The 25,650-nt window shown below is 39.6% G+C and carries 24 protein-coding genes, 1 tRNA gene and 1 pseudogene; 25 read left to right on the top strand and 1 reads right to left on the bottom strand.

From position 1 onward, the window contains the following. Window positions 1-147: 147 nt before the first annotated feature. From sufB to PCY06_RS02420, 7 genes are all read left to right on the top strand, one after another. A complete protein-coding gene (gene sufB, locus PCY06_RS02450; RefSeq protein ID WP_045635193.1) occupies window positions 148-1,530 on the top strand; it encodes a Fe-S cluster assembly protein SufB in 1,383 nt (460 codons plus the stop codon). Window positions 1,531-1,769: 239 nt separating this feature from the next. Beyond that, window positions 1,770-2,036 carry a chorismate mutase gene (locus PCY06_RS02445; protein WP_082307554.1) on the top strand — a complete coding sequence of 89 codons (267 nt, stop codon included), beginning with the start codon at window positions 1,770-1,772 and terminating at the stop codon, window positions 2,034-2,036. Then, the gene (crcB, locus tag PCY06_RS02440) at window positions 2,033-2,407 is read left to right on the top strand and encodes a fluoride efflux transporter CrcB (RefSeq protein ID WP_082307555.1); all 375 of its coding nucleotides are present in this window, start codon (window positions 2,033-2,035) and stop codon (window positions 2,405-2,407) included. Before PCY06_RS02445 ends, crcB (PCY06_RS02440) begins: the two co-directional genes overlap by 4 nt. Beyond that, window positions 2,404-2,730: a fluoride efflux transporter CrcB gene (gene crcB / locus PCY06_RS02435; protein ID WP_082307556.1), complete on the top strand. Its 327-nt coding sequence runs from the start codon at window positions 2,404-2,406 to the stop codon at window positions 2,728-2,730. The genes crcB (PCY06_RS02440) and crcB (PCY06_RS02435) overlap by 4 nt, the downstream gene beginning before the upstream one ends. Before the next feature lie 115 nt (window positions 2,731-2,845). Further along, window positions 2,846-3,193 (top strand): 50S ribosomal protein L19, encoded by a 348-nt coding sequence (gene rplS, locus PCY06_RS02430; protein ID WP_008809321.1) that lies wholly within the window; start codon window positions 2,846-2,848, stop codon window positions 3,191-3,193. Between the two features lie 39 nt (window positions 3,194-3,232). Next, a tRNA-Arg gene (locus tag PCY06_RS02425) sits at window positions 3,233-3,304 on the top strand. 49 nt (window positions 3,305-3,353) lie between these two features. Next, on the top strand, window positions 3,354-4,070 hold the full coding sequence (locus PCY06_RS02420; protein WP_082307557.1) for an alpha/beta hydrolase: 717 nt from the start codon (window positions 3,354-3,356) through the stop codon (window positions 4,068-4,070). A gap of 432 nt (window positions 4,071-4,502) precedes the next feature. Here PCY06_RS02420 and PCY06_RS02415 read toward each other — a convergent pair whose 3' ends face one another. After that, complete coding sequence (locus PCY06_RS02415; RefSeq protein ID WP_082307558.1) at window positions 4,503-6,701, bottom strand: LTA synthase family protein; 2,199 nt, start codon at window positions 6,699-6,701, stop codon at window positions 4,503-4,505. Between the two features lie 240 nt (window positions 6,702-6,941). Here PCY06_RS02415 and PCY06_RS02410 point away from each other — a divergent pair, with 240 nt between their 5' ends. The 18 genes and pseudogenes from PCY06_RS02410 to PCY06_RS02325 all read left to right on the top strand — a co-directional run bounded on the left by PCY06_RS02410 (window position 6,942) and on the right by PCY06_RS02325 (window position 25,517). After that, window positions 6,942-8,105: a class I SAM-dependent rRNA methyltransferase gene (locus tag PCY06_RS02410; protein WP_082307559.1), complete on the top strand. Its 1,164-nt coding sequence runs from the start codon at window positions 6,942-6,944 to the stop codon at window positions 8,103-8,105. Beyond that, window positions 8,102-8,779, top strand: coding sequence for a type I 3-dehydroquinate dehydratase (gene aroD, locus PCY06_RS02405; protein WP_046165407.1), 678 nt, complete (start codon window positions 8,102-8,104; stop codon window positions 8,777-8,779). Before PCY06_RS02410 ends, aroD begins: the two co-directional genes overlap by 4 nt. Further along, complete coding sequence (locus tag PCY06_RS02400; RefSeq protein ID WP_082307560.1) at window positions 8,769-9,626, top strand: shikimate dehydrogenase; 858 nt, start codon at window positions 8,769-8,771, stop codon at window positions 9,624-9,626. Before aroD ends, PCY06_RS02400 begins: the two co-directional genes overlap by 11 nt. 77 nt (window positions 9,627-9,703) lie before the next feature. After that, window positions 9,704-10,771 (top strand): 3-dehydroquinate synthase, encoded by a 1,068-nt coding sequence (aroB, locus tag PCY06_RS02395; protein WP_082307561.1) that lies wholly within the window; start codon window positions 9,704-9,706, stop codon window positions 10,769-10,771. A gap of 89 nt (window positions 10,772-10,860) precedes the next feature. Beyond that, window positions 10,861-12,027, top strand: a complete 1,167-nt coding sequence (aroC, locus tag PCY06_RS02390; protein WP_082307562.1) for a chorismate synthase — start codon at window positions 10,861-10,863, stop codon at window positions 12,025-12,027. A gap of 16 nt (window positions 12,028-12,043) precedes the next feature. Further along, window positions 12,044-13,150 carry a prephenate dehydrogenase gene (locus PCY06_RS02385; protein WP_082307563.1) on the top strand — a complete coding sequence of 369 codons (1,107 nt, stop codon included), beginning with the start codon at window positions 12,044-12,046 and terminating at the stop codon, window positions 13,148-13,150. A 17-nt stretch (window positions 13,151-13,167) separates the two neighbouring features. Next, on the top strand, window positions 13,168-13,506 hold the full coding sequence (locus PCY06_RS02380) for a YlbF/YmcA family competence regulator (protein ID WP_008809305.1): 339 nt from the start codon (window positions 13,168-13,170) through the stop codon (window positions 13,504-13,506). Between the two features lie 115 nt (window positions 13,507-13,621). After that, complete coding sequence (locus PCY06_RS02375; RefSeq protein WP_045503566.1) at window positions 13,622-14,536, top strand: L-lactate dehydrogenase; 915 nt, start codon at window positions 13,622-13,624, stop codon at window positions 14,534-14,536. A gap of 137 nt (window positions 14,537-14,673) precedes the next feature. After that, on the top strand, window positions 14,674-15,957 hold the full coding sequence (gene aroA / locus PCY06_RS02370; RefSeq protein ID WP_082307564.1) for a 3-phosphoshikimate 1-carboxyvinyltransferase: 1,284 nt from the start codon (window positions 14,674-14,676) through the stop codon (window positions 15,955-15,957). After that, window positions 15,950-16,435: a shikimate kinase gene (locus PCY06_RS02365; RefSeq protein ID WP_082307565.1), complete on the top strand. Its 486-nt coding sequence runs from the start codon at window positions 15,950-15,952 to the stop codon at window positions 16,433-16,435. Before aroA ends, PCY06_RS02365 begins: the two co-directional genes overlap by 8 nt. Continuing rightward, window positions 16,426-17,253: a prephenate dehydratase gene (gene pheA / locus PCY06_RS02360; protein ID WP_082307566.1), complete on the top strand. Its 828-nt coding sequence runs from the start codon at window positions 16,426-16,428 to the stop codon at window positions 17,251-17,253. The genes PCY06_RS02365 and pheA overlap by 10 nt, the downstream gene beginning before the upstream one ends. Window positions 17,254-17,267: 14 nt before the next feature. Continuing rightward, window positions 17,268-18,599, top strand: a complete 1,332-nt coding sequence (locus PCY06_RS02355; RefSeq protein WP_082307567.1) for an LCP family protein — start codon at window positions 17,268-17,270, stop codon at window positions 18,597-18,599. Window positions 18,600-18,684: 85 nt separating this feature from the next. Beyond that, window positions 18,685-20,043: a 23S rRNA (uracil(1939)-C(5))-methyltransferase RlmD gene (rlmD, locus tag PCY06_RS02350; RefSeq protein WP_105165134.1), complete on the top strand. Its 1,359-nt coding sequence runs from the start codon at window positions 18,685-18,687 to the stop codon at window positions 20,041-20,043. Between the two features lie 174 nt (window positions 20,044-20,217). Continuing rightward, window positions 20,218-20,513 (top strand): annotated as a pseudogene (locus PCY06_RS02345) (23S rRNA methyltransferase); the annotation flags it as partial. 53 nt (window positions 20,514-20,566) lie between these two features. Beyond that, on the top strand, window positions 20,567-21,997 hold the full coding sequence (locus PCY06_RS02340; protein WP_105165135.1) for an N-6 DNA methylase: 1,431 nt from the start codon (window positions 20,567-20,569) through the stop codon (window positions 21,995-21,997). Window positions 21,998-22,011: 14 nt separating this feature from the next. Beyond that, complete coding sequence (locus PCY06_RS02335; RefSeq protein ID WP_105165136.1) at window positions 22,012-24,297, top strand: sensor histidine kinase; 2,286 nt, start codon at window positions 22,012-22,014, stop codon at window positions 24,295-24,297. Between the two features lie 15 nt (window positions 24,298-24,312). After that, a complete protein-coding gene (locus tag PCY06_RS02330; RefSeq protein ID WP_082307568.1) occupies window positions 24,313-24,930 on the top strand; it encodes a chemotaxis protein in 618 nt (205 codons plus the stop codon). Between the two features lie 5 nt (window positions 24,931-24,935). Continuing rightward, a complete protein-coding gene (locus PCY06_RS02325; protein ID WP_082307569.1) occupies window positions 24,936-25,517 on the top strand; it encodes an HNH endonuclease in 582 nt (193 codons plus the stop codon). The last annotated feature ends 133 nt before the right edge of the window (window positions 25,518-25,650 follow it).

The raw sequence follows: 25,650 nt of genomic DNA, 5'->3' as shown, positions 1-25,650 counted from the left end.
GCAGAATGGGAGAGATCAGATCCCTTCTGCTTTTTTGCTAGTTCAAATGGAACAACCGGCTCTTATTTTCTGACAATTCTAATCTAGAAGAGTATAATAAGAGTAGGAACCCATGTGATTCTTTCTGTATGGAGAAAGGAGGCTTTTATGCCACAACGTGATTATGCTTTCGGTTTTCATGATGATATAGCACCGCTTTATTCGACTGGAAAAGGATTGACAGAAGCAGTTGTTCGTGAAATATCCGCCATCAAAAAGGAACCCCAGTGGATGCTAGACTATCGCTTACGCTCTTTAGAGCTATTTAACAAATTGCCCATGCCGGACTTTGGTCCTGATTTGTCAGGTATTCGCTTTGAAGATGTCATCTATTACCAGAAACTAAGCGGAGAGCCAGCTCGTAGTTGGGATGACGTTCCTGAAGAAATAAAAAGGACCTTTGATCGTCTGGGAATCCCAGAAGCAGAAAAGCAATTCCTATCTGGTGCTGTTGCCCAGTACGAGTCTGAGGTTGTCTACCACAATATGAAGGAAGAATTCGAAAAGTTAGGAATTATTTTTACTGACACGGATACAGCAGTTCAAGAGTATCCAGAGCTAGTCAAGCAATATTTTGGAACAGTCGTGTCAAATGCTGAACATAAGTTTGCAGCCTTAAATGGAGCAGTCTGGTCAGGCGGAACCTTTATCTATGTTCCTAAAAATGTACACTGTCAAATTCCTGTTCAGACCTATTTTCGGATCAATGGAGAAAACGCAGGTCAGTTTGAGCGCTCCCTCATGATTATCGAGGAGGGTGGCTCCATCCAGTACATCGAGGGTTGTACAGCACCAACCTATACGACCAATAGTCTTCATGCTGCGACTGTTGAGATCATAGTCAAAAAGGATGCATTTTTCCGCTATACGACCATCCAAAACTGGTCGGATAATGTCTATAATCTAGTAACAGAGCGGGGCACTGTCGAAGAAGGTGGCACCTTGGAGTGGATTGATGGCAATCTAGGTAGCAAGGTTAACATGAAATATCCTTGCAGTATTCTCAACGGCCGTAATGCACGAACTTCTGTCCTCTCTATGTCCTTTGCCAACTATGGCCAGCACTTGGATGCAGGTTGTAAGGTCTTTCATAATGCACCCAAGACTTCCAGTACCTTGATTTCTAAATCAGTGGCCAAGGATGGTGGAAAGACTGATTATCGCGGTCAGGTTCGCTTTGGCAAGAATAGTGCTGGCTCCAAGTCGCATATTGAGTGCGATACCATTCTGATGGATGGTGAGTCCAGTTCCGACACCATTCCCTTTAATGAAATCCATAATTCCAACGTCGCCCTAGAGCATGAAGCCAAGGTTTCCAAAGTGTCTGAGGACCAGCTCTACTATCTGATGAGTCGCGGTATCAGCGAAGAAGAAGCCACAGCTATGATTATCAATGGTTTTATGGAACCCATCACCAAAGAACTCCCAATGGAATATGCCGTCGAACTCAACCAACTCATCAATATGAGCATGGAAGGCTCAGTTGGTTAAAAAGGTCCAGTGGACCTTTTTAATCTGCGGATAAAAACTCGCCTTTGCGGGTTCCCTTTAATCTAAGGTCCGGGGCAACCTTGAAATCTGTAGACAAGAATCAATTGTGATGATAAAAGAGGGCTCGCGCTAAGGGTCCTCTTTCTTACAAAATGCTTCTAAACTTGACTCACTTTCCAAGAAAACTAGAAAAACATCCAGAATTTTGATATGATAGGTAAAATATAAGGAGGTAACGAATGAATCTAGAAGAACTGAGACAAGAAATCAATCAAATAGACGATGAACTCGTAGTCTTGCTGGAAAAACGGATGAATCTCGTTAGCCAAGTGGCCACTTACAAGCAGAAGTCAGGTAAGGCAGTGCTGGACACTAAGAGAGAAGAAGTCATTTTAGGCAGAGTAGCAGATCATGTTGAAAATCCGGTTTACAAAGATACGATTCTTGCTACCTTTAAGGATATCTTGAAGAACTCCCGTGCTTATCAGGAGCAGAAAAAAGCATGAAGGAAGTGAAAAATTCTCTCGCCATCTGCTTAGCTGCTATGCTAGGTGGCTGGTTTCGTTATTTAATCTCTTCCTTCGTCACCTTCACTGGACATTTTCCCTTAGCTACACTCTTGGTCAACTACTTGGGGACCTTCATTCTGGTTTATTTGGTAAAGGGCTATCTAGCAAACAAGCAAGTGTCTAAACGTTTTATTCTGGCTATATCGACAGGCTTTTGTGGTGGCTTGACTACATTTTCAAGTCTCCTTTTAGACTCCATTAAACTGCTGGACGTAGGGCTATACACGGACTTTATCCTCTATCTAGTCTTGAGCATTGGCGGTAGTTTGTGGATTGCCTTGTGGGCGGGAAAGAAGGTGGGCCTATGATTTGGCTTATGATTACAGCTTGCGGTGGTGGCGCTCTCGTTCGTTATTTTCTTTCTAAGGTCAATAGCAGAGCTGTTTTGCCAGTAGGGACTTTGATGGCCAATTTACTAGGAGCTTTTTTGATTGGATATTTCTATAACCATGTTCAAGACAAGCAACTTTATACTATCCTAACAACTGGCTTTTGCGGTGGATTGACGACCCTATCTACTTTCAATGCTGAGCTGGTAGCTCTCTTTTCCAACAAGAAGAAATTCACCCATTATCTGATATTGACTTATTGTTTAGGATTTTTAGCTATTATTTTAGGAATTTTTATCTAAAAATCTTTACATTTACCGGAATTTTGATATAATATTCTTTGTGCAAATGGAGCACAAAAAAACGACTAATCCGCTTTGGTCATGAATCATAAGATTAGTAAGATAGGAGTAAAAAATGAATCCATTAATCCAAAGCTTGACTGAAGGTCAACTTCGTACTGATATCCCTGCATTCCGTCCTGGTGACACTGTACGCGTTCACGCGAAAGTTGTCGAAGGAACTCGCGAACGTATCCAGATCTTTGAAGGTGTCGTTATCGCTCGTAAAGGTGCTGGCATCTCAGAAAACTACACAGTTCGTAAAATTTCTAACGGTGTAGGTGTTGAACGTACTTTCCCAATCCACACTCCACGTGTTGATAAGATTGAAGTCGTTCGTTACGGTAAAGTGCGTCGCGCTAAATTGTACTACCTTCGTGCATTGCAAGGTAAAGCGGCTCGTATTAAAGAAATCCGTCGTTAATCTTAGAAAGCTCTGTCACATGGCAGAGTTTTTCTCTAGGTCCCCTTAGTTCAATGGATATAACAACTCCCTCCTAAGGAGTAGTTGCTGGTTCGATTCCGGCAGGGGACATTCTAAAAGCCTGTCTAAGGCTTTTTTTATACTTTCAGGAGGGAAAGTGATGACTTATTATTTTATTGGTGGTCTGGGATGCAATGTTTATTACCCACAAGACTTTTTTACAGCTCTAAAACTTCCTATTGTATATCTGGATTTATATGGTCAAGAAATTCGCCAAGAAGCAGACTTGGAAGAGTGGTTTGCTCTGCAGGTTGATTTGACTGAAGAAGTGACGCTGATTGCACATTCCCTAGGAGCTGATTTCGCGGTTTATTTGGTATCCGTCTTTCCTTCTGTTAAGAAATTAATTCTGCTGGATGGTGGCTACTTAAACCTAGACAAAATATGTAATCTGGAAGAAGAAATAGCAGATGCTCTTACCTATTTGGAGAAAACTTCCTATAGCAGTATTGAGGAAGCTGTTTCATTGGAGCGATACGAGGCAAAACATTGGTCAGAGAATTGTTCCAAAGCTGTTAAAGCCAATCTTGCCTTTAATGAAAAGTATCAGGTATGGAAGTTGGGAATTTCTCAGCAAATAGTGAAGAATTTGCTGACGCTGAGACGACTTATGTACGGATGTTTATCTAAGCTTAGAGACTGCCAAATCCATTTATTTATTCCTCAGCAAACTAAATCTGATCCTAGTTGGAAAGTTAAGGCTTTACAAGAACTTCCAGATAATGTTCAACTAGCAGAAGTTAAAGATTGCGGACACAATATCTATGGTGACAATCCTTTGGGGCTAGCTAAGATGGTAAGGTCTGTTTTAGATTGAGGGCTAGAATATAAAATAAAGAGAAGTCACTGTTGAAAGTCTCTCGATAGGGATTATTTAGTTTAGTGTTTTAAGTCTTAAGATAGAAATAACTATTTTTCTTCCTCTACTGCCTAATAACTCCCTTGTAAATAATTAAGAAAGCGTTACATTTTTAGTTGAGTTGTTTTGGATTTGGTTATAAAATAGTTTTAATATAATAATCTTTTCTTTGGAGTGTATAAAGATAACAGAGGGAATAAACAATCTCTAGAAAAACATTCTTTTGATGTGGCAGAAATCATGCATGGCTTCCGTTTGTCTCTCCTTTCATTGTGAAAATTTTTATGAACCAAAGATACTTATTTATTATTTATATAATATATTTAGTTGTTCTCTTTCATATCTATCCAAAAAAAAAACCACCTATTAGGTGGTTTTTTTCAGTATCTATCACTGCTTACTAGAAGAACTTGAGCTACTTGAGCTGTCGCTGCTGGATTCAGAACTGTCTTCTGAGGAGCTGGTGCTTTCAAATTGTTCTGGGTGGAGCGCTCGATAGCTTGGAGCATCAAAGAGATCAATAGTCGATTCGCCCTTGCGTTGGCTGTAGAGACTGGTTGATTGGTCTCCTTTTTCTTCCTCGATTTTCTTCAATGCTTTGAAAGAGTGGTTGTAAGAGTATTTCTTGACATCTACCTTGCCCAAGTCGTTACCCTTGTAGAAGCGAATCAAGTCACCGGTTTGAATAGCGTCACTAATCTTCAGCTGAGTATTGGCAGCATTACGAATGTCATCCAGTTCTTTCTTGATGGTTTCGTCTGGATTGGTAATTTCCTCACCGGTTTGAGTGTAGTAGGTCCGTCCGTTGAAGCTAGTGTATTTTGGTGTGACAAAGTTATTGCTGGATCGGAAAGCTGTAATTTGCTGATGCTGAGTTGATAGCATATCCTGGCCGACCTGAAGGTAGTTTTTAGAGTCAATACCCAGCAAATGCTCCAATGTTGGCAGCATATCTACTTGACCACCGTAGGTATCAATTATCTTTCCTTTGTCCATGCCAGGAATTACGACCATGTAAGGGACGCGCTGCATCATGGCATTGTCGTAGTTGGACCAAGTTTCAGAAGTCTTTCCTACAAGAGGGGCCAAGTTAGGATTACGGGTTTGGGAAATTCCAAAATGGTCTCCATAGAGAACGATAATAGAATTGTCATAGAGGCCGGATTTTTTGAGATAATCAAACAAAGCCTTGACAGAAGAATCTAAATAGTTGGCAGTAGCAAAGTAGCCATTGATGGTCTCATCCTTTGTCTTAGCCAGAGGGAATCCAATCTCGTCACCAATCAAGCTAGTCGTGTAAGGATAGTGGTTGGAAACCGTGATATATTTAACATAGAAAGGCTGCTGTAGACGCTCCAGATATTTGATAGAATCTTTCAGCATAATCTTGTCATTTAAGCCGTACTGGAAGGAGTTAGTGTCGTCCTGCTTAGTAAAGTAAGACGCGTCAAAGAAATAGTTATAACCCCATTGTTTATAGGCTGTATTACGATTCCAAAAGCTTCCAGCATTACCATGGAAAACAGCAGAAGTATAGCCGCCATTTTTGGAAAGAATAAAAGGTGCTGCTTGCTGAGTATTGGTACCACCGTAGTTAACCATGAAGGAGCCTTGGTTGAGACCGAAGAGTCCAGTTTCAATCATGGTTTCAGCATCAGAAGTCTTACCAGCCTTAACCTGGTTGAAGACATTTGAGAAAGCCAGAGTCGAATTGGAGTGGTAGAGGGAGTTGAGGAAAGGTGTCACCTCATACGCTTTTCCATCTGCCTGTAGCTTATAGTCGATCAGAAACTGCTGGAAGCTTTCCAGATGGACATAGATAACATTGCGACCTTTGGCAATGCCAAAGTAATCCTTGTTGGGTTCTGCATAGTGATTCTGAATGTATTCTTCTACAGGTTTCAAATCTTCAGCAGATGCTTTGGAGCGCTCCTTGTTGGCTTGATAGGTTTGATTTCCACTGTAGCCTAGAAAGGCTGGAAGTCCCAGTGCCCGAACGACATAGTAGTTTGAGAAACCACGGGTCAGGAGCTGAGGACGGTCAATTTCCGCCAAAAAGAGATTGGCTGTAAAGAGCATAGTAGAAAGTGCTGTGATGGCAAAGCTAGCTCTCTTATTAAATGGACGATGGTCAACCCTGATGAGCTTTTTATACATGAGGTAGCCCAGAATCGGAAAATCAATCAGATAGATGATATCCCATGGTCTAAATAGGCCGAGGGCAGCTTCACCCAAACCAGCAGAAACACTGCTGGAAGCCATCATGGTATTGACGGTTACAAAGTCACTGAATTCGCGGTAGTAGACGGCATTTGAAAACAGCCAGATAAAGAGCAAAGTATAAATAAAAATTGAAAATCCATAGAATATGGCGCTTCTTTTGAAATAAAGCGCTAAGCCAATAAATAATAAGCCTAAGGGTATAGGATTTACAAAGGCTAAGAAGGCCTGATAAAATCCTTGGATATCCAAATTAAAATCGACAGTGTATGCCCACATGGTTTTTAACCAGTAGAAGCAAAGCAAGGTCAAGACAAAACCTAGTCTGGTACTCATGAAATTGAGTAATTTCCTAGTCATTTTTTTCACAAAAGTACTTCCTTGTCTTATTTCCTAAATTTTTCTGTATCGTATTAAGTATATCACATTTTGCTTTATAGGGTGAACGAAAAGTATAAGCTTTGCCTAAATTAACAGTTAGTCATAATTTTCTGAGGTGAGCTGGTTAAGAGGTAAAAGAAGTAGGAGATAGAGGGAGCTAATGTTACTAAGGGCCTGCTTTACGTAATTTTTTTGAAATATTTCTCAATATTTGATATAATTTAGAATATGAAAAAGCTTACGGTTTCTCGTTATAAGGAAGAAAAGATTCGGCAGGGTGCCCTGCTTTTAGAAAAAGAAGACTTTCCAGAGCTATCTTTTGATCATCAAGCTGTGGAGCTGGTATCAAGCCAAGGAAAGTTTCTGGGATGTGGTTATATCTCAAAGCAGAACAAGGGACTTGGCTGGCTTGTTTCTAAGCAAAAAGTAGATTTTGATAAAGATTTTTTTATTTCCTTATTTGAGAAAGCCAAGGAAAAGCGTCGTTTTTACCGTCAGGCGGAGAATATTACTGCATACCGCCTCTTTAATCAAGAGGGCGACGGTTTTGCAGGATTGACTGTTGACCAGTACGGAGACTATGCTCTCTTTTCTTGGTACAATCCTTTTGTCTTTTCTTTAAAGGAAGAAATCCTTCAAGCTTTTCAAGAAGTCTTTCCAGAATTAATGGGAGCTTATGAAAAAATTCGTTTTAAGGGGCTGGACTACGAGTCAGCCCATGTCTATGGAGCTGAAGCACCAGAGGTCTTTACAGTTTTGGAAAATGGTGTGGCTTATCAAGTATTTCTAAATGATGGTCTCATGACTGGGATTTTTCTAGATCAGCATGAGGTTCGGGCCAGTCTTGTTGATGGTTTGGCCACTGGCAAAAGCTTGTTAAATATGTTTTCCTACACAGCTGCTTTTTCTGTTGCAGCTGCTATGGGAGGTGCTAGCCAGACGACCTCAGTTGATTTAGCAAAACGTAGTCGGGAACTGTCCGAAGCACATTTTCAAGCCAATGGTCTGACTTTAGACAATCATAGGTTTGTGGTTATGGACGTTTTTGATTATTTCAAATATGCTAAGCGACATGGCCTCAGCTATGATGTCATAGTGCTAGATCCACCAAGCTTTGCCCGTAATAAAAAGCAGACTTTTTCTGTCGCGAAAGATTACCATAAGCTTATCAAAGAATCACTGGAAATTTTAAATCCAAAAGGAATACTGATTGCCAGTACCAATGCGTCTAATGTGACGCGTGCTAAATTTAAGAAAGAAATTGAAAAAGGTTTTGCAGGAAAGCACCATCGTTATATCAAAGAATATGGTTTGCCGGCAGACTTTAGTTATAATAAGAAAGACGAAAGTAGTAATTACTTAAAGGTTTTTACGATTAAGGTAGAAGAATGAAGTTAGTTGTCTCTGTCACCCCTAGAAATTTAGAAGAAGCTCAACAGATCGACGCGCAACGTTTTGTGGATGCGGATTTGATCGAGTGGAGAGCAGATTTCTTGGAAAAAGAAGAAATCTTGAAGGTTGCACCAGCGATTTTTGAAAAATTTGCTGGTCGCGAACTGATTTTTACACTTCGGACCAAGGATGAAGGTGGTCATATTCAGCTATCTGATGACGAGTATGTGGAAATGATAAAAAAGGTAACCCAACTTTATCAACCAGATTATGTGGACTTTGAGTATTTCTCCCACAAGGACAAAATCGATGAAATGCTGGAATTTCCAAACCTGGTCTTGAGTTATCATAACTTTGAGGAAACTCCTGAAAATATGATGGAAATCTTGTCCGAGCTGACTAGCTTAACGCCTAAGGCTGTCAAAGTATCAGTGATGGCTAATAGTGGTCAGGATGTTTTGGACTTGATGAACTATACTCGTGGCTTTAAGACTTTAAATCCTGAGCAGGAGTATGTAACTATTTCTATGGGAAGGGTTGGACGCATCTCACGAATTGCATCTGATTTGACGGGTTCTTCTTGGTCTTTTGCTAGTTTAGATGAAGCAACAGCACCAGGGCAGATTTCTTTGAGCAGCATGAAAAAAATCCGGGATATTTTAAATGAAAATTGATGGATACACTCGTTTGGCTGCTGTCATAGCTAAGCCAATCAAGCACAGTATTTCGCCCTTTATTCATAATATGGCTTATGCCCTTACAGATACCAATGCGGTTTATCTGGCTTTTGAGGTGGATAGGAAAAATCTGGAACAGGCCGTTGAAAATATTCGTCTTCATCAGATGTTGGGAGCCAATATTTCTATGCCCTATAAGCAAGAGGTAATTACTTATCTTGATGAGCTTGATGAATCAGCCTTGCTTATTGGCGCGGTCAATACAGTAGTCAATCAAAATGGTCGACTTATCGGATATAATACAGATGGGCTTGGTTTTTTCAGAAGTTTGTCTAACTTTCATATCAAGGGAAAAAATCTGACAATTCTTGGCGCTGGAGGTGCAGCTTCCGCTATTATTGGTCAAGCTGTACTGGATGGAGTGGAAAAAGTCTGTGTTTTTGACCTTAGAGATAGATTGGCAGTACATCAAGAGAAAATAGAACAACTGTCTCGTCATCTGGGTCATCCCATTCGATTACTAGCTGTTGAAGATCTAGCAGCTCTTTCTGATGCAGTCAATCAATCAGATTTATTTATCAATGCGACAGGTCTGGGGATGGATGGAAAATCACTACCTATTCCAAGCGATTTTGCTTTTCCTAAGGGACTGTTAGTAGCCGATATGACCTATTGTCCGGCTGAGACACCATTTCTGCGCTTGGCTAGAGAGCAAGGCCTGCAGACTGTAAATGGTCTGGGTATGTTGCTCTATCAAGCAGAAAAAGCATTTGAACTAATGACAGGTAAAAAGATGCCATCTGAAGAAATCAAAAAAGCCTTGATAGAAAAATTGGAAATATAATTTATAGTAGATAGTATGGGACATTCTTGGACTTTGTAGGCTTTGGGTGTCCATTTTCATATATAAAGGAGGCGCGTATGAAACTGAATGTAAATCTTCCTCATCATCCCTATGATATCATCATTGAAAATGGGGCATTATCTCAGGCAGGAAATTGGCTGAGTCAGCTTTGGCAGCCTCAGAAACTAGTAATTATCACAGATAATCGGGTGGCTAGACTCTACGCAGAGAAGGTTAAATTGAGTTTGGAAGCTACTGGCTTTGAGGTCTTTACCTTTGATTTTCTTGAAGGTGAAGCTAGTAAAAATCTAACAACTGTTAATAAAGCTTATGAATTTTTGGCAAAGGTTGGTCTGACTCGTAGCGACGGTATTGTAGCCTTGGGTGGCGGAGTTGTTGGTGATTTGGCAGGTTTTGTCGCTTCGACCTACATGAGAGGCATTCATTTCGTTCAGATTCCGACCAGTCTGACAGCTCAAGTAGATTCTTCTATTGGTGGTAAGACAGGCGTCAATACTCCCTGGGCCAAGAATATGGTCGGAACTTTTACCCAGCCTGACGGAGTGCTGATTGACCCTCAAGTCTTGCAGACCTTGGGCCAGAGGGAACTGATAGAAGGTATGGGCGAGGTGGTCAAGTACGGCTTGATTGAAGACAAGGAACTCTGGGATGAGCTTTCAGAAATGGATGGCAGTCCAGAGTCGATTTTGGAGCATGCGGAGAGCATCATTTACCATTCCTGTGATGTCAAGCGTAAGATTGTGGTTGAGGATGAGCTGGATAATGGTGTCCGCCTTTATCTGAACTTCGGCCATACCATTGGGCACGCCATTGAAGCAACAGCAGGCTATGGTCAGGTCATGCACGGTGAAGCTGTAGCGATTGGTATGGTACAGGTTTCCCGTGTCGCTGAAAAGCAAGGCCTCATGCCAGCTGGGATTACAGAAGACATCATCCGTATGTGTCAGAAGTTTGGCTTGCCGGTGGATTACCAGCCTTGGAATGAGAATGCTCTTTATCAGGCTTTGACCCATGATAAGAAGGCCAGAGGCAACTCTATCAAGCTAGTACTGGTTCCTGAGCTGGGCTCGGCTAGCATTCACCAGATTCCGCTGGAAGAGATGAAAGAATTTCTGAAAAAATAAGTGCCTGATGGAACCTGAGACAATTGGACAGTTTGGATAATAAATAGACTGACTGCCCAGGTTTTCCATCCCAGAATAGGAGAAAATGTATGAGATACTTAACAGCAGGAGAATCCCACGGACCACGTCTGACAGCAATTATTGAGGGAGTGCCGGCTGGTCTTCCTCTGACCGCTGATTATATCAATGCTGAGCTCAAGCGCCGTCAGGGTGGGTACGGTCGTGGTGCCCGCATGAAGATTGAAAGCGACCAAGTCGAGATTACATCTGGAGTTCGCCATGGCTTGACCATGGGTGGCCCGATTACCCTCAATGTCACGAATCTGGATCATCAGAAGTGGTTGGAGATTATGAGTGTCGCAGATGTGGATGAAAAGAAAAAAGGGCTCCGCAAGATTACCAAACCACGCCCTGGCCATGCGGACTTGGTCGGAGGTATGAAATACCGCTTTGACGATTTGCGAAATTCCCTAGAGCGTTCTTCAGCTCGTGAAACGACCATGCGTGTAGCAGTCGGAGCAGTAGCCAAGCGTTTGCTGGAAGAAATCGGTGTAGAGGTAGCCAGCCATATCGTAACCTTCGGTGGCATTGATATTGATGTGCCGAATAATCTAACTGTAGCAGAAATCAAGGAAAGAGCCGCCAAGTCAGAGGTTTCCATTGTCAATCCTGAGCGCGAAGAAGAAATCAAGGCCTACATTGACCAGATTAAGAAAGACGGTGATACCATCGGTGGTGTCATTGAGACTGTCGTTGGCGGTGTTCCGGTTGGTCTGGGCTCCTATGTCCAATGGGACAAGAAGCTGGATGCCAAGATTGCTCAGGGAGTCGTGTCCATCAACGCTTTTAAGGGAGTTGAGTTTGGTGTGGGCTTTGAAGCCGGTCGTCTCAAGGGCAGTCAAGTAATGGATGAAATCCTCTGGTCTGAGGAAGATGGCTTCACTCGCAGAACCAATAATCTAGGTGGCTTTGAGGGCGGTATGACCAATGGTCAGCCAATCGTGGTGCGAGGTGTTATGAAGCCCATTCCAACCCTTTACAAGCCACTGATGAGCGTAGATATTGAGACCCACGAGCCTTATAAGGCAACAGTGGAGCGGAGCGATCCTACGGCTCTGCCAGCAGCGGGTGTTGTCATGGAAAGTGTGGTGGCGACAGTTTTAGCCACCGAAGTTCTGGAGAAATTCTCTTCGGACAATCTGGAAGAACTGAAAGATGCTGTAGCCCGCCATCGGGAATTTGTCAAGAACTTTTAGAAGTAAGGAGAAGGGCATGGAGAGAAAAACGGTCTATATCGCTGGTCTGGGACTGATTGGAGCTTCCTTGGCTCTGGGCATCAGGCGAGCTCATCCTGAGATTGAAATTCTCGGCTATAATCGAAGTGAGGAATCGCGCAGGGTTGCCTTAGAGCGAGGAATGGTAGACCGGGTAACGGATGATTTTGCCGCTTTTGCTCCATTGGCTGATGTGATTATTCTGGCTGTGCCCATCAAGCAGACCATAGCATTTATCAAGGATCTAGCGGATCTGAACCTGAAGGAAAATGTTATCATCTCTGATGCTGGCTCAACCAAGGCTGAGATTGTGGCAACTGCAGAAAAGTATCTGCAGAATAAGCCCGTCCGTTTTGTCGGAGCTCATCCTATGGCCGGAAGTCACAAGACCGGAGCCAAGGCAGCCCATGTCACCCTCTTTGAAAATGCCTATTATATCTTCACGCCCTCAAGCCTGACCAAGCCTGGTACTCTTGAAGAAATGAAGGACTTACTGAGCGGTCTCCAGGCCCGCTTTATCCAGGTAGATGCAGCCGAGCATGACCGAGTGACCAGTCAAATCAGCCATTTTCCGCATATCCTAGCCTCCAGCCTTATGGAGCAAACTGCAGCTTATAGCCAAGAGCATGAGCTGACCCAGTCTTTTGCAGCCGGTGGTTTTCGAGATATGACGCGGATTGCGGAGAGCGAGCCAGGTATGTGGACCTCTATCCTCTTGACAAATCCTCAAGCCATCTTGGAGCGGTTGGAAGATTTTAAAAAACAGCTAGACAAGGTAGCCGCAGCGATTGAGGCTAAGGACGAGACAGCTATCTGGGAATTTTTCGACCGAGGACGGCAGAGTCGCAAGCAGATGGAAATTCATAAACGAGCTGGTGTAGATAGCTTTTATGATCTTTTTGTCGAGGTGCCTGATGAAGAAGGAACTATTCTTAGCGTCCTAGAACTACTAAGAGGGATCTCAGTTGTCAATATTAGAATTAATGAGGAAAATAGAGAGGATACCCACGGTATTCTACAAATCACCTTTAAAAATCGTCAAGATTTAGAAAAATCTGCTAAAATAGTAAGAGAAAATACAAGATATCAGGTATTTTTAAATTAAAGAAATGGAGAAATACTATGTCAAATATTTATGATTTAGCCAATGAACTCAACCGTACTTTCCGTGAACTACCTGAGTATAAGGCAGTTTTGGAGAGCAAGGCAGCCATTGATGCAGATAGTGAAGCCAAGTCTCTTTTTGACGATTATATTGCTTTTCAAGGAAAAATCCAGCAATTAATGCAGACAGGACAAATGCCGACACCAGAGTTGCAAGAAGAAATGAAGTCATTTGGAGAAAAGATTCAAGCCAATGCGATTGTGACTGAGTTTTTCACGAAGCAGCAACAACTTTCTGTTTACTTGTCTGATATTGAACGTATTGTCTTTGAGCCAATTCAAGATTTGATGAAATAAAAGCTGACGGTCTGTTTTCTCTTTTGAGTCAACAGGCTTTTTGCTTCAAAGACTTGCATTTTGATGCTTTCTGAGTATAATGAATCATAACGAAAGGGAAATGGGAGGAATTTCTATGTCACGAAAAGTTGCTATTATTGGAATGGGAAATGTTGGAGCTGCGGTTGCCCACGGCTTGATTGCTCAAGGAGCTTTTGATGATTATGTGCTGATTGATACGAATGAAGCTAAGGTCAAGGCTGACGCTTTAGACTTTCAAGATGCTGCAGCCAATCTCAATCATCATGCCAATATCACAGTTAATTCTTATGAAGCCTTAGCAGATGCTGATATTATTATTTCAGCTTTGGGGAATATCAAATTACAAGATAATTCTAATGCTGACAGATTTGCAGAGTTGCCTTTCACTTCAAAAGAGGTGATTGAAGTTTCCAAAAAAATCAAGGAAGTAGGCTTTAAAGGGATTTTGATTGCCATCACAAACCCAGTTGATGTCGTGACCAGCTTATACCAGCATTATACAGGCCTTCCGAAAGAAAGAGTGATTGGGACAGGTACCTTGCTGGATACTGCAAGGATGAAGCGGGCAGTTGGAGTCCGTTTTGGAGTCGATCCTCGTAGCGTTTACGGCTATAATCTGGGCGAGCACGGAAATTCCCAGTTTACCGCTTGGAGCCAAGTTCGAGTTAAGGGGCAACCTATTAGCAAGCTGACTTCAGAAGAAGTTTTAGAAGAAATTGGCACGGAAGCTATGAAGGGCGGTCATACCGTCTTTTACGGGAAAAAGTACACTTCCTACGGGATTGCTAGTGCAGCTATCCGTCTGGCTTTGGCTGTCATTTCAGATGCCCATGAAGAACTTCCTGTGACAAATTACTATGCACCGCTTGATACTTATCTAAGTTATCCAGCTCTTGTTGGTCGTTCAGGTATTATCGAACAGTTGCAATTGACTTTGACAGAAGAGGAAGAAGCTAAATTAGCTCGTTCTGCCCAATTTATTCAAGATAAGTTTTCAGAACATATTTAATCAGTTAAAAAAGGACCTAATCCTATAACACTCTAATAGATTTAGAGTGTTTTTTGTCTTTAGAAAAGGCTGATCTTCATTTGTTTTCATGCTCTATTTGTGTTAAAATGAAAGGAAACAATTGTGCGAGGTATTCCATGAAACTAAGGACAAATGCAAAAGGTTTAAGAGGAAGTTTGCGTGTGCCAGGTGATAAGTCTATCAGCCATCGCTCCATTATTTTTGGAAGTTTGGCCAAGGGTGTCACCAAAGTTCATGATATTTTGCGTGGAGAGGATGTCCTCTCAACTATGCAGGTGTTCCGAGAGATGGGAGTTCAAATCGAGGATAAGGGAGATCTTGTTGAAATCCATGGCTGTGGCTTTGATGGTTTACAGGAACCTCAACGTCCGCTTGATATGGGGAATTCAGGCACCTCTATGCGCTTGATTGCTGGTGTTTTAGCTGGTCAAAACTTTTCTGCTCAGATGGTAGGAGATGACAGCTTGTCTAAGAGACCCATGGATCGTATCAGCCTGCCTTTGCGACAGATGGGAGTTGAGATTGCTGGCCAAACAGAGCGGGATTTACCTCCTTTGACCATTCATGGCAATCCAAGCCTAAAACCCATTCAGTATCAATTGCCTATTGCTTCGGCTCAGGTGAAGTCGGCCCTCATTTTTGCAGCTCTGCAAGCGCAGGGGGAGTCTCTGATTATCGAAAAAGACTTGACACGAAACCATACGGAAGATATGCTCTTACAATTTGGCGGCCAGCTAAAGGTGGACGGCAAGGAGATCAGAGTAGCGGGTAAACAAGAACTGCAAGCTCAAGAAGTCGTTGTACCTGGAGATATTTCTAGCGCAGCTTTCTGGCTAGTAGCCGGTTTGATTGTTCCAAACTCTAAAATCACTCTAACCAATGTCGGTATCAATGAGACTCGAACAGGCATCTTAGATGTGATCCAAGCTATGGGAGGCAAGTTGTCAGTGTCTGAGGTTGATGAAGTAGCCAAGTCGGCAACCATCACTGTTGAAAGCTCGGAACTTCATGGAACAGAAATCAGTGGAGAACTAATTCCTCGCTTAATCGATGAGTTGCCTATCATTGCTTTGCTAGCGACACAAGCTGAGGGACAAACCTTGATCCGAGATGCTGAGGAGTTGAAAGTTAAAGAAACGGACCGCATTCAGGTTGTAGCTGATGCACTCAATAGTATGGGAGCGGACATCCAGCCGACAGCGGATGGAATGATTATCCAAGGGAAAACACTTTTGAAAGGAGCTTCCGTTCATACATATGGAGATCATCGAATTGGTATGATGACTGCCATCGCAGCACTTTTAGTAAAAGATGGAAACGTGGAGCTTGAGAGGGCAGAAGCAATCAATACTAGCTATCCGGACTTTTTTGCTCATTTGGAGGGATTGTTAAGTGACTAAAATACTATTAGGTTTTATGGGAGCAGGAAAGACGACAGTTGGTCGTATACTGGATCCTAATTTTCACGATATGGACGAGTTAATCACTGATGAGATTGGTATGTCAATCAATGATTTTTTTGCCGTAAAAGGTGAGGACGCATTTCGAAAGATCGAAGCAGAGATGCTAGAGAATCTATTGATGAACCAGGCTGAAATTATTTCTCCTGGTGGAGGAATTGTGGTCAATCCACATAACCGAGACCTGCTTGAAAAGAATCCATACAATATTTATCTACGAGTGGATTTTGATACTCTGTATAAGCGCATTGAGAAAGATCTTGCCATGCAGCGGCCACTCTATTTAAACAATACACGAGAAGAATTTAAGAAAATTTTTGAGGCTCGTTTACCTCTTTACGAGAAAATTTCCACGCATATCATTGATGTGGCAGGAAAAACACCAGAAGAAATTGCGGAGACGATTCGATGCTTGTAGGCTATCTTGGGCCCAAGGGCTCTTTTTCTCATCAAGTGGCTCAGAAGGCTTTTCCAGAAGCACATTTAGAGCCCTATCCAAACATCACAGAAGTCATCAAGGCTTATGAAAGAGGTCAAGTGGACCTATCAATTGTTCCAGTTGAAAATTCGATTGAAGGAAGTGTTCATGAGACTTTGGACTATCTCTTTCATCAGTCCCAGATTCAAGCTGTAGCAGAGTTGATTCAACCAATTAAGCAGCAGCTCCTAGCCTGTCAGACTGATGGACCGATAGAGACCATCTTTTCTCACCCACAAGCTCTTGCTCAGTCTAAGACTTATATTCAGGAGCATTATCCGTACGTTAAGTTGGAAGTAACTGCTAGTACAGCTGCAGCAGCGCGTCTAGTAGCAAAACATCCAGAGAAGCCTTATGCTGCTATTGCACCAGAAACGGCTGCTGAGGAGTATGGCTTGCAACTTGTGGCAAGAGATATCCAAGAAATGAGTGAAAATTTCACACGTTTTTGGGTTTTAGGTTGTAAGAGACCGGAGTTCGCTTTAGAAAAACTTGCTCCCAAAAAGACCTTGGGATTGACTTTGCCGGACAATATACCGGGTGCTCTCTATAAGGCCTTGTCTGTCTTTGCTTGGCGAGGGATTGACTTGACCAAGATTGAAAGTCGACCTCTAAAGACAGCACTGGGAGAATATTTCTTTATCATTGATGTCAATGGTGAACAGGAGTCTCTGCTCCAATTTGCTCTGGAAGAATTAACAGCCATCGGAATTACTTATAAAATTTTAGGACAGTATAGTGTCCATCTTATTGCATAAATGTCGGGGGAAATATGGCGAAACAACAAGACAATCTGAGCCATCATGAACAATTACGTTTAGATTATTTATATAAAAACTTTCATTACTTAAACGAGCGGGAACAGGAAGAATATAACTATCTGATGCGTAAGGCTCAGGGAGAAATTTTTGAGCCTAGCTACAGAGAAGAGGAAAAACCTGTTTCTGACAAGTTGGAAGACTCTTTACCTGTTTACCCAAATAGAACAAGCCGCAGAAAAGATCGGCAACAGACTGAAAAAGCTGAGAGGCCTAAAAAACGGCGAATAGAAAAGCCAAGTCAGACTGACTCAGGTCCCGAGGGAGAGGAAAAGAAACCCAAAAAACGCAAGAAAAAATGGACCTTTGGTCGCGTTTTGAAATGGTTGCTTACTTTTATCGTTCTCGTATTGGCTGGAATGCTTGTCATGTTTATTAAAGGAGTCTGGTCAGTACCAGCTGAAAATAAACCAACAGCTGAAGTCTTTCATGGTGAAGATAGTCCAAATGGAACCAATATCCTTATTTTAGGGACAGATGGTCGTGTTGGGCAGACTTCTGACGAAACGAGAACTGATACCATCATGGTTCTCAATGTTGGGGGCAAAGATAAGAAACTGAAATTAGTCAGCTTTATGCGGGATACTCTCGTTAATATTGAAGGTGTCAGTCAGCCCGGCGAGTATGATCAGAAGCTCAACTCAGCCTATACCATTGGTGAGCAAAATAATCACCAGGGGGCAGAATTGGTGCGTGAAATGCTCAAGGATAATTTTGATATCAATATCAAATACTATGCTCTGGTAGACTTTTCAACCTTTGCGACAGCTATTGACACGCTCTTTCCAGAAGGCGTTGCTATGAATGCTCAATTTTCAACGATTGATGGCCAGCCTGTAACGGAAGTAGAAGTCCCAGATGATCTCAATATGAAGGATGGCGTGGTTCCCAATCAAACGATTAAAGTCGGTCCGCAACAGATGGATGGCAGAACCTTGCTCAACTATGCGCGTTTTCGTAAGGACGACGAAGGTGACTTTGGTCGGACTCGTCGCCAGCAGGAAGTATTGACAGCAGTGATTCAGCAATCCAAAAATCCAATGAAACTCTTTTCAGGCTCAGAGGCTTTGGGTAAGGTCTATGCAATGACCTCTACAAATCTACCTTACACTTTCCCTTTGACCAATAGCTGGTCTCTCTTGAGTGGGGCAGCTAGTGGAGTTGAACGTGTCACCATTCCTGACTTAGGTGACTGGCAAGATGCCTATGACATGTACGGTGGCCAAGGCCTCTTGATCGACTTTGAAGCCTATAAGGCTAAATTACAGCAAATGGGCTTGAGATAGATATCTATGATATAATGGAAGGTAGGACAAGTTTCTACCTTTTCTTTTTGGAAATGGCAGAGCGATAAAGCAGAAAGAGAAAAATATGTTAAAGAAAAATGATATTGTAGAAGTTGAAATTGTGGATTTGACACATGAGGGAGCAGGAGTGGCCAAGGTCGATGGCCTGGTTTTCTTTGTAGAAAATGCTCTACCGACTGAAAAAATCCTTATGCGAGTCCTCAAGGTCAATAAAAAGATTGGCTATGGGAAAGTTGAAGAATACCTTACACATTCTCCACATCGTAACCAAGACCTTGACCTAGCTTATCTACTCTCAGGTATCGCTGATTTGGGGCATCTAGCCTATCCAGAGCAGCTCAAGTTTAAAAGCAAGCAAGTCAAGGATAGTCTCTACAAGATTGCAGGAATTTCGGATGTAGAAGTTGCTGAAACGCTTGGTATGGTGAATCCAGTCAAGTATCGAAATAAGGCGCAGGTGCCTGTTCGTCGAGTGAATGGTGTCTTGGAAACTGGCTTTTTCCGTAAGAATTCGCATGACCTTATGCCCCTTGAAGATTTCTTTATTCAAGATCCTGTCATTGACCAAGTCGTGGTGGCTCTTCGAGATCTGCTCCGTCGTTTTGATTTGAAGCCTTATGATGAAAAGGAGCAGTCTGGCTTGATTCGGAACCTCGTTGTGCGACGCGGGCACTACTCAGGACAAATCATGGTCATTTTAGTGACAACTCGTCCTAAAGTTTTCCGTGTTGAACAGTTGATCGAACAAATCATCAAGCAGTTCCCAGAGATTGTGTCTGTCATGCAAAATATCAACGACCAAAATACCAATGCTATTTTCGGGAAAGAATGGCGGACACTGTACGGCCAAGACTATGTTACCGATCAGATGTTGGGAAATGACTACCAAATCGCTGGGCCAGCTTTTTATCAGGTCAATACTGAAATGGCAGAGAAGCTTTATCAGACAGCTATTGACTTTGCAGAGTTAAGGGAAAATGATGTGGTGATCGACGCTTATTCTGGCATTGGAACGATTGGCCTCTCTGTTGCGAAACATGTTAAGGAAGTCTATGGAGTTGAGGTCATCCCAGAAGCAGTTGAGAATAGCCAGAAGAATGCTGCATTAAACAATATCACAAATGCCCACTATGTCTGCGACACAGCTGAAAATGCAATGAAGAATTGGCTCAAGGAAGGCATCCAACCAACCGTTATCTTGGTTGATCCCCCACGCAAGGGATTGACCGAAAGCTTTATCAAAGCAAGTGCCCAAACAGGAGCAGACCGCATTGCTTATATTTCATGTAATGTCGCAACCATGGCGCGTGATATCAAACTCTACCAAGAATTAGGATATGAATTGAAGAAAGTCCAGCCTGTAGACTTGTTTCCTCAAACGCATCATGTTGAGTGTGTGAGTTTGTTAGTGAAACGCTGTTAAACCTCAAAAGGTTCACCCAAACCTTTTGAGTCCCACAAACGCATCATGTCGAGGCGGTATCACTGCTTGTACGAGCTGAGGCATCAGCGAAGTAGAAGCAGATGTTCTGCCCATGGGATAGCCGTCGTAGAGTAAGGAGTTTACGACTAAACGATACGGTAACAGCGAACTGCTGAGTGCGTAGTACTTTTGTCCAAACTCGATGTCGATAAGCATATAGATGGATAAATTAAGCTTAATAGGCTCGATTTGACAAGTGCTGAAAGTAAAACAATCAAGGAATATAAATGTTGAAAAAGTTTGATTTAAAGGTTTCGACACATTTTATTGCACAGATTAAAAAGAAATTTGGTATTGTACTGAGGGAGCATTATAATAAATTGGAAAAAGAGAATTAGTTTATTCCACAATGCATACCGGAAAAAGAGGAAACTATCATCGATGCTTTAAGGTATTTTAAGATGATTTAATAGAAAAGGTACTAATTCAAGTTAAAAATTATATTAAAAAGGAGAGCAAATATATGGAAAGTATTAATATTAATTGTCAAGTGTTTACTCCTCACAATATTGTCGTTGAGATATTAAATCAGGTCGGGTATATAGAAAAGCTATATGGAAAAAAGGTTCTAGAAAATTCTTGTGGTGATGGAGCTTTTCTTGTTGAAATTGTCGATAGATACATTATTGACTGCTTAAAACAAAATTTTTCTAAAGATAAAATAATCTATGGATTGGAAAATGATATATATGGAAATGAAATAGATGAGAAGCACAAAGTGAATTGTATAGATAATTTAAATAGGGTTGCGCAAAAATATAATATTGATTGTGTTAAATGGAATATTGCACAGAATGACTTTTTAAAAAGTTCTATTATCGAAAAATTCGATTTTATTATAGGAAACCCTCCGTATATAACATATTCAGATTTAAATAAAACTACAAGATCTTTCATTAAAAAGAATTTTATAGTGTGTTCAGATGGGAAACCAGATTATTATTATGCTTTTATTGAAATGTCTATAAAACTATTAGCTGATGATGGTAAATTAGCATATCTGATACCTAATAACATTTTTAAGAATAGATTTGCAGATAGATTACGTATCTTTATGTTACCTCATTTGTCAGTAATAATTGATTATACAACAGAAAAACTCTTTGAAAATAAATTAATTTCTTCTGCTATTATTATTTGTAATGGCACACAGAACAATAACGATATTCAATATGTAGATAAGGTAAAAAAGCGAGAAATAACATTGCATAAAAATAGTTTAACAAATAAGTGGATTTTTAGAAAAAAAGAAGTAGTTAAAAAAAAGGAAAAAAGAAAATTTGGTGATGATTTTAATGCAATGTGTTCGATTGCTACGTTATTAAATGAAGTATTTATAATAAAAAAATATGAAGAATATAATGAACATATATTGGTTAATGGGTATAAAATTGAAAAATCGGTATTAAGAGAAGCCGTTAGTCCGAGATCATTGCAGTATGCCCGAAAAGAATTTTTGATTTTTCCATACTCATATGGAGAAAATAATAGTATATTGCGCTTTGAAGAATCAGAGTTTATTCAACAATTTCCAGGAGTGTATAACTATTTAAAATCCTTTAGTGAAAGATTAAATAAGCGTGATAAAGATAAAAATGCACAATGGTTCGAGTTTGGAAGATCACAAGCATTAAGCCATCTTAATCAAGAAAAATTATTGTTATCTACTTTGATAACAGAAAAAGTTAAAATACATCACATTACTAAAAATCAAGTACCTTATTCAGGGATATGTATATATCAAAAAGGAGATTTGTCATTAGAAATTGCAGAAAAGATTTTGAAAAGTGATGAATTTTTAAATTATGTTTATGATATAGGGATTAATGCTAGTGGAACAACAATGAGGATTACAGCAAGAGATGTTATGAATTTTGAATATACTTTGGATTAGGAAGGGAAATTACCATGGAGAAGATACCATTCAATGTAGATGCTTATACAGCTCGTTTAATAGGACGGGAAAATGTATCAAAATTAAACGGTGCCATAATTGAATTAGTTAAAAACACATATGATGCGGATGCTACGATTTGTGTCTTATATTATGAAAAAACAACTAATTCGCTATATATCGCAGACAATGGTTGTGGTATGACAAAGGATGTAATTATAAAACACTGGATGACTATTGGAAGATCGACAAAAAAGTATAGATTTATTAGCAAATCAGGTCGAATACAAACTGGAGCAAAAGGAATTGGAAGGTTTGCTTTAGACAGGATATCTGATACATGTGAAATGTTTACTGTTTCTGCGGAAGGAAAGTTAATTTGGAAGGTTGATTGGGAGGATTTTTCAAAGAGTGATAATATTACAGATGTAACAGCAGATTTGTATGAACCAACTGAATCAATAGATGGGTTTCTTGATTCAGTTATTAATTACGAAGTAAAAAATATAATATTAAGTAATTTAAAAAACACGGGAACTATTTTTAGGTTAACTTCTTTAAGAGACTCATGGAATGATAATGTTATAAAAAAAATCAAGGACGATTTAATAACATTAATACCATATGAAATGAAAAGTGAATTTCAAGTATATTTCTTCGATGAACAAAACTCAAGTGAAGATGCTGATGTATTAGATGTTGAGAATGCTTTTTCCTATGATTATAAAATTAAATTTAATGTTCTGAAAGATGGAAAAACTTATATTGAGATACATAGAAATGAATTTGACTTTGGTGATAGATTTGATGAAATAATTACACAAGCTGAATTTACTTCAGAAGATGAACAGTATTTTAAAGGCAAATATATTTGTATAGAAACAAACTTTGCACATATGCTACCAAAACGTGGGGAGCAGTTTAAAAATACAATTGGTGAATTTTCCGGAGTTTTATATTTTGAAAAAGTGACTTCTTCAAAAACAGATGCTGAAAAATATTTCTATAAATTGTCGAACAATCGTAATAATAAGAGGGATATTTTTGGGGGAATAAAAATATATAGAGATAGTTTTAGAGTGAGACCTTATGGAGAACCCAAAACATCTGATTATGACTGGCTGCTATTAGCTGGTAGAAAAAATAAATCTCCTGCTGCACCTTCACATCAAACAGGTGCGTGGAGGGTTAATACTGATCAAATAATTGGATCAATTTTTATTTCTCGCATGAATATTACATTACCAGATCAATCCAATAGAGAAGGTATTGTAGAAACAAAGGAATTTGTATTATTAAAAGAATTTTTAATTAATGTAATTCAGGAATTTGAAAAAGATAGACAATATGTTTTTCGTAAGTTAGATGCTCGCTATGACAAAATAATGGAAGCTGCAAGGATACAAGCCGAAATTAATAAGAAGGCAGAAGAAGCAAAAGCAGCTAGAGAAGATAAGAAATTTTTAGGTGATAGCAGTGGACGCAATCAAAAGTCAGAATCTGCTAAAAATTTCATAGATCCAGAAGAAGCTAAGACTGTTTTAGATCATAAAGATACAGTTATTAAAAACTTAGAAGATGAGAATAGATTGCTAAGAACATTAGCTACAACTGGTATAGTTACTAACACTTATGTCCACGAAATTAAAGATATAACTCATAAGCTAAGCATGAAGATTGTTTTGGCTAAAGAAGCTTTGGAATTAGATAGTAACTTGCAAGATGTGTTAAAATATCTAAATGAAGCTAATGTAATGAGAGAATCATTAAGTTCATGGTTCAAGGTAACAATAGGTTCTGTAACACGCGATAAAAGAACTATGAAAAAAACAGATTTAAATCTTCTGATATCACAAACGGTAAAGTCATGGGAAGAAACACTTAAAAACGTTTCAATAGATATAGAATTTCAAGGTTCAGAAATACAATTAAAATGTTTTCCTTATGATATCGAAAGCATTTTTAGTAATCTGATTGCTAATAGTGTTAGTTCTTTTGAATCCTGTTTTTCAGATAATAAGAGTATAAAAATTGTAGTATCTGACTCAGATAAAGAAATTATTATCAAATACAGCGATTCCGGACAAGGGCTATCTGAAGCCTATAAAAAAAATCCAAGGAAAATATTAGAACCTATGGAAAGTGATAGAAGAAATGAAATGGGAGAAACTATTGGCACTGGTATGGGGATGTGGATTATAAATAGAACTGTTGCTGACTATAATGGAAGTATAGATTTATCTGATAATATGAAACATACTTCTGGATTCTATGCCACTATAAGATTAATAAAGAAATAGAAGTGGAGGGCTGACATGTATAGAATAGGATTTATTGATGATGATAGAAATTCATATGAGGATTATCGAGTACGTTTAGCAAGAAAAGATATTGAATTACTATATCCGGATGGCATTACTGAAATGCCAGAAATGATAGAGTGGCTTTTGTCTAATTGTATTAAATGTCTTATTATAGATTATAAACTTAATAATAAATTTAAGTTTTTAGGGACTGAATTAATTGCTTACATAAATGCGAAAGTCCCTGATTTACCATGCTTAATATTAACTAATTACCCTGAAGAATCGATACGTGAAAATTTAGTAATTATAAATTTGATTGAAGACAGAAATGTTTTAGCCGCAGATGATATAGAAGAGTTTACAAGAAAAATCAAACAGGCTGTTGATGTTTTTGAAAATAGATTACATAAATATCATATCAGTTATGAGGAACTGCTTAAAGCAAAGAAAAATGGTTCTATATCAGCAATAGAAGAAGAACAATTTATAGATCTGTATAAATTATTACGCGCATATGGTGAAGTAGATGACTTGCCAATTCAGCTTTTAAGTAGTGAAGTTAATCAGAAAATTGATGAAATACTTGGAAGAGTAAATGTTTTGGTAGAGGAAGTTGAAAACAGGTAAAAAGTATGCGAATACATGGAAAAAATGAAATCAGTAGAAGTGTTGATGTAAATCAAGAAAATGACTATAAAAAATATGTTCCTCAATTGAGAGAAGACTTTAAACATATATGCGGTTATTGTGGTAAACCAGAAGAGGTTACAACAAAAGGTTTTGAACCAGATCATTTCGTTCCTGACAGAATAGATTCAAGTAGAAAACTTGATTATTCCAATTTAGTATATTCTTGTTTCACATGCAATAGAAAAAAACTCGGCAAATGGCCAACGGAAAATAAAGATAAACCCAATGATGGAGAGTTTGGATTTGTAGATCCTGTATTAAAAGAATATGATACTCATTTAGGCAGAAATAAAGAAGGTAGTATTGAATTCTATACAAATATTGGTAAGTATATGTATAAAAATGCGTTTAGGTTTGATATACGGCCGATGAAGGAAATATGGAAAATTAGTCAATTGATTAACGCAAAGGAAAATTTATTTGAAATTAAGGATAAGCTCACATCAGAGGAATTGATGAAATATTTAGAATTAGATAAGGCTATAGAGGAGTTGAAGAAAATATTATTCGAAAAAAAAGAGTAATAAGATATGATTGCGGTTTTGACTAGATATTAAATCTATAAAATGATGTGTCATGATATAAATTTATATAAAAACAAATGCTGATATATATAGTTCATATACGATATTCTGAAGCGGTAAGTTTATTAGAGAA

Origin of the sequence: Streptococcus sp. SG1 (assembly GCF_030439935.1) — a bacterium.
In the GTDB taxonomy this organism is placed as follows: domain Bacteria; phylum Bacillota; class Bacilli; order Lactobacillales; family Streptococcaceae; genus Streptococcus; species Streptococcus gordonii.
This window is presented reverse-complemented; position numbering and strand designations above follow the sequence as displayed.

Coding starts and splice junctions, on each gene's coding strand:
- PCY06_RS02330 (WP_082307568.1), top strand. CDS start 24,313: ATGTATAGAATAGGATTTATTGATGATGATAGAAATTCATATGAGGAT.
- PCY06_RS02335 (WP_105165136.1), top strand. CDS start 22,012: ATGGAGAAGATACCATTCAATGTAGATGCTTATACAGCTCGTTTAATA.
- aroB (WP_082307561.1), top strand. CDS start 9,704: ATGAAACTGAATGTAAATCTTCCTCATCATCCCTATGATATCATCATT.
- PCY06_RS02325 (WP_082307569.1), top strand. CDS start 24,936: ATGCGAATACATGGAAAAAATGAAATCAGTAGAAGTGTTGATGTAAAT.
- PCY06_RS02420 (WP_082307557.1), top strand. CDS start 3,354: ATGACTTATTATTTTATTGGTGGTCTGGGATGCAATGTTTATTACCCA.
- PCY06_RS02445 (WP_082307554.1), top strand. CDS start 1,770: ATGAATCTAGAAGAACTGAGACAAGAAATCAATCAAATAGACGATGAA.
- rlmD (WP_105165134.1), top strand. CDS start 18,685: ATGTTAAAGAAAAATGATATTGTAGAAGTTGAAATTGTGGATTTGACA.
- PCY06_RS02375 (WP_045503566.1), top strand. CDS start 13,622: ATGTCACGAAAAGTTGCTATTATTGGAATGGGAAATGTTGGAGCTGCG.
- crcB (WP_082307555.1), top strand. CDS start 2,033: ATGAAGGAAGTGAAAAATTCTCTCGCCATCTGCTTAGCTGCTATGCTA.
- PCY06_RS02380 (WP_008809305.1), top strand. CDS start 13,168: ATGTCAAATATTTATGATTTAGCCAATGAACTCAACCGTACTTTCCGT.
- PCY06_RS02355 (WP_082307567.1), top strand. CDS start 17,268: ATGGCGAAACAACAAGACAATCTGAGCCATCATGAACAATTACGTTTA.
- pheA (WP_082307566.1), top strand. CDS start 16,426: ATGCTTGTAGGCTATCTTGGGCCCAAGGGCTCTTTTTCTCATCAAGTG.
- PCY06_RS02400 (WP_082307560.1), top strand. CDS start 8,769: ATGAAAATTGATGGATACACTCGTTTGGCTGCTGTCATAGCTAAGCCA.
- aroD (WP_046165407.1), top strand. CDS start 8,102: ATGAAGTTAGTTGTCTCTGTCACCCCTAGAAATTTAGAAGAAGCTCAA.
- crcB (WP_082307556.1), top strand. CDS start 2,404: ATGATTTGGCTTATGATTACAGCTTGCGGTGGTGGCGCTCTCGTTCGT.
- aroA (WP_082307564.1), top strand. CDS start 14,674: ATGAAACTAAGGACAAATGCAAAAGGTTTAAGAGGAAGTTTGCGTGTG.
- PCY06_RS02410 (WP_082307559.1), top strand. CDS start 6,942: ATGAAAAAGCTTACGGTTTCTCGTTATAAGGAAGAAAAGATTCGGCAG.
- aroC (WP_082307562.1), top strand. CDS start 10,861: ATGAGATACTTAACAGCAGGAGAATCCCACGGACCACGTCTGACAGCA.
- PCY06_RS02340 (WP_105165135.1), top strand. CDS start 20,567: ATGGAAAGTATTAATATTAATTGTCAAGTGTTTACTCCTCACAATATT.
- PCY06_RS02385 (WP_082307563.1), top strand. CDS start 12,044: ATGGAGAGAAAAACGGTCTATATCGCTGGTCTGGGACTGATTGGAGCT.
- sufB (WP_045635193.1), top strand. CDS start 148: ATGCCACAACGTGATTATGCTTTCGGTTTTCATGATGATATAGCACCG.
- rplS (WP_008809321.1), top strand. CDS start 2,846: ATGAATCCATTAATCCAAAGCTTGACTGAAGGTCAACTTCGTACTGAT.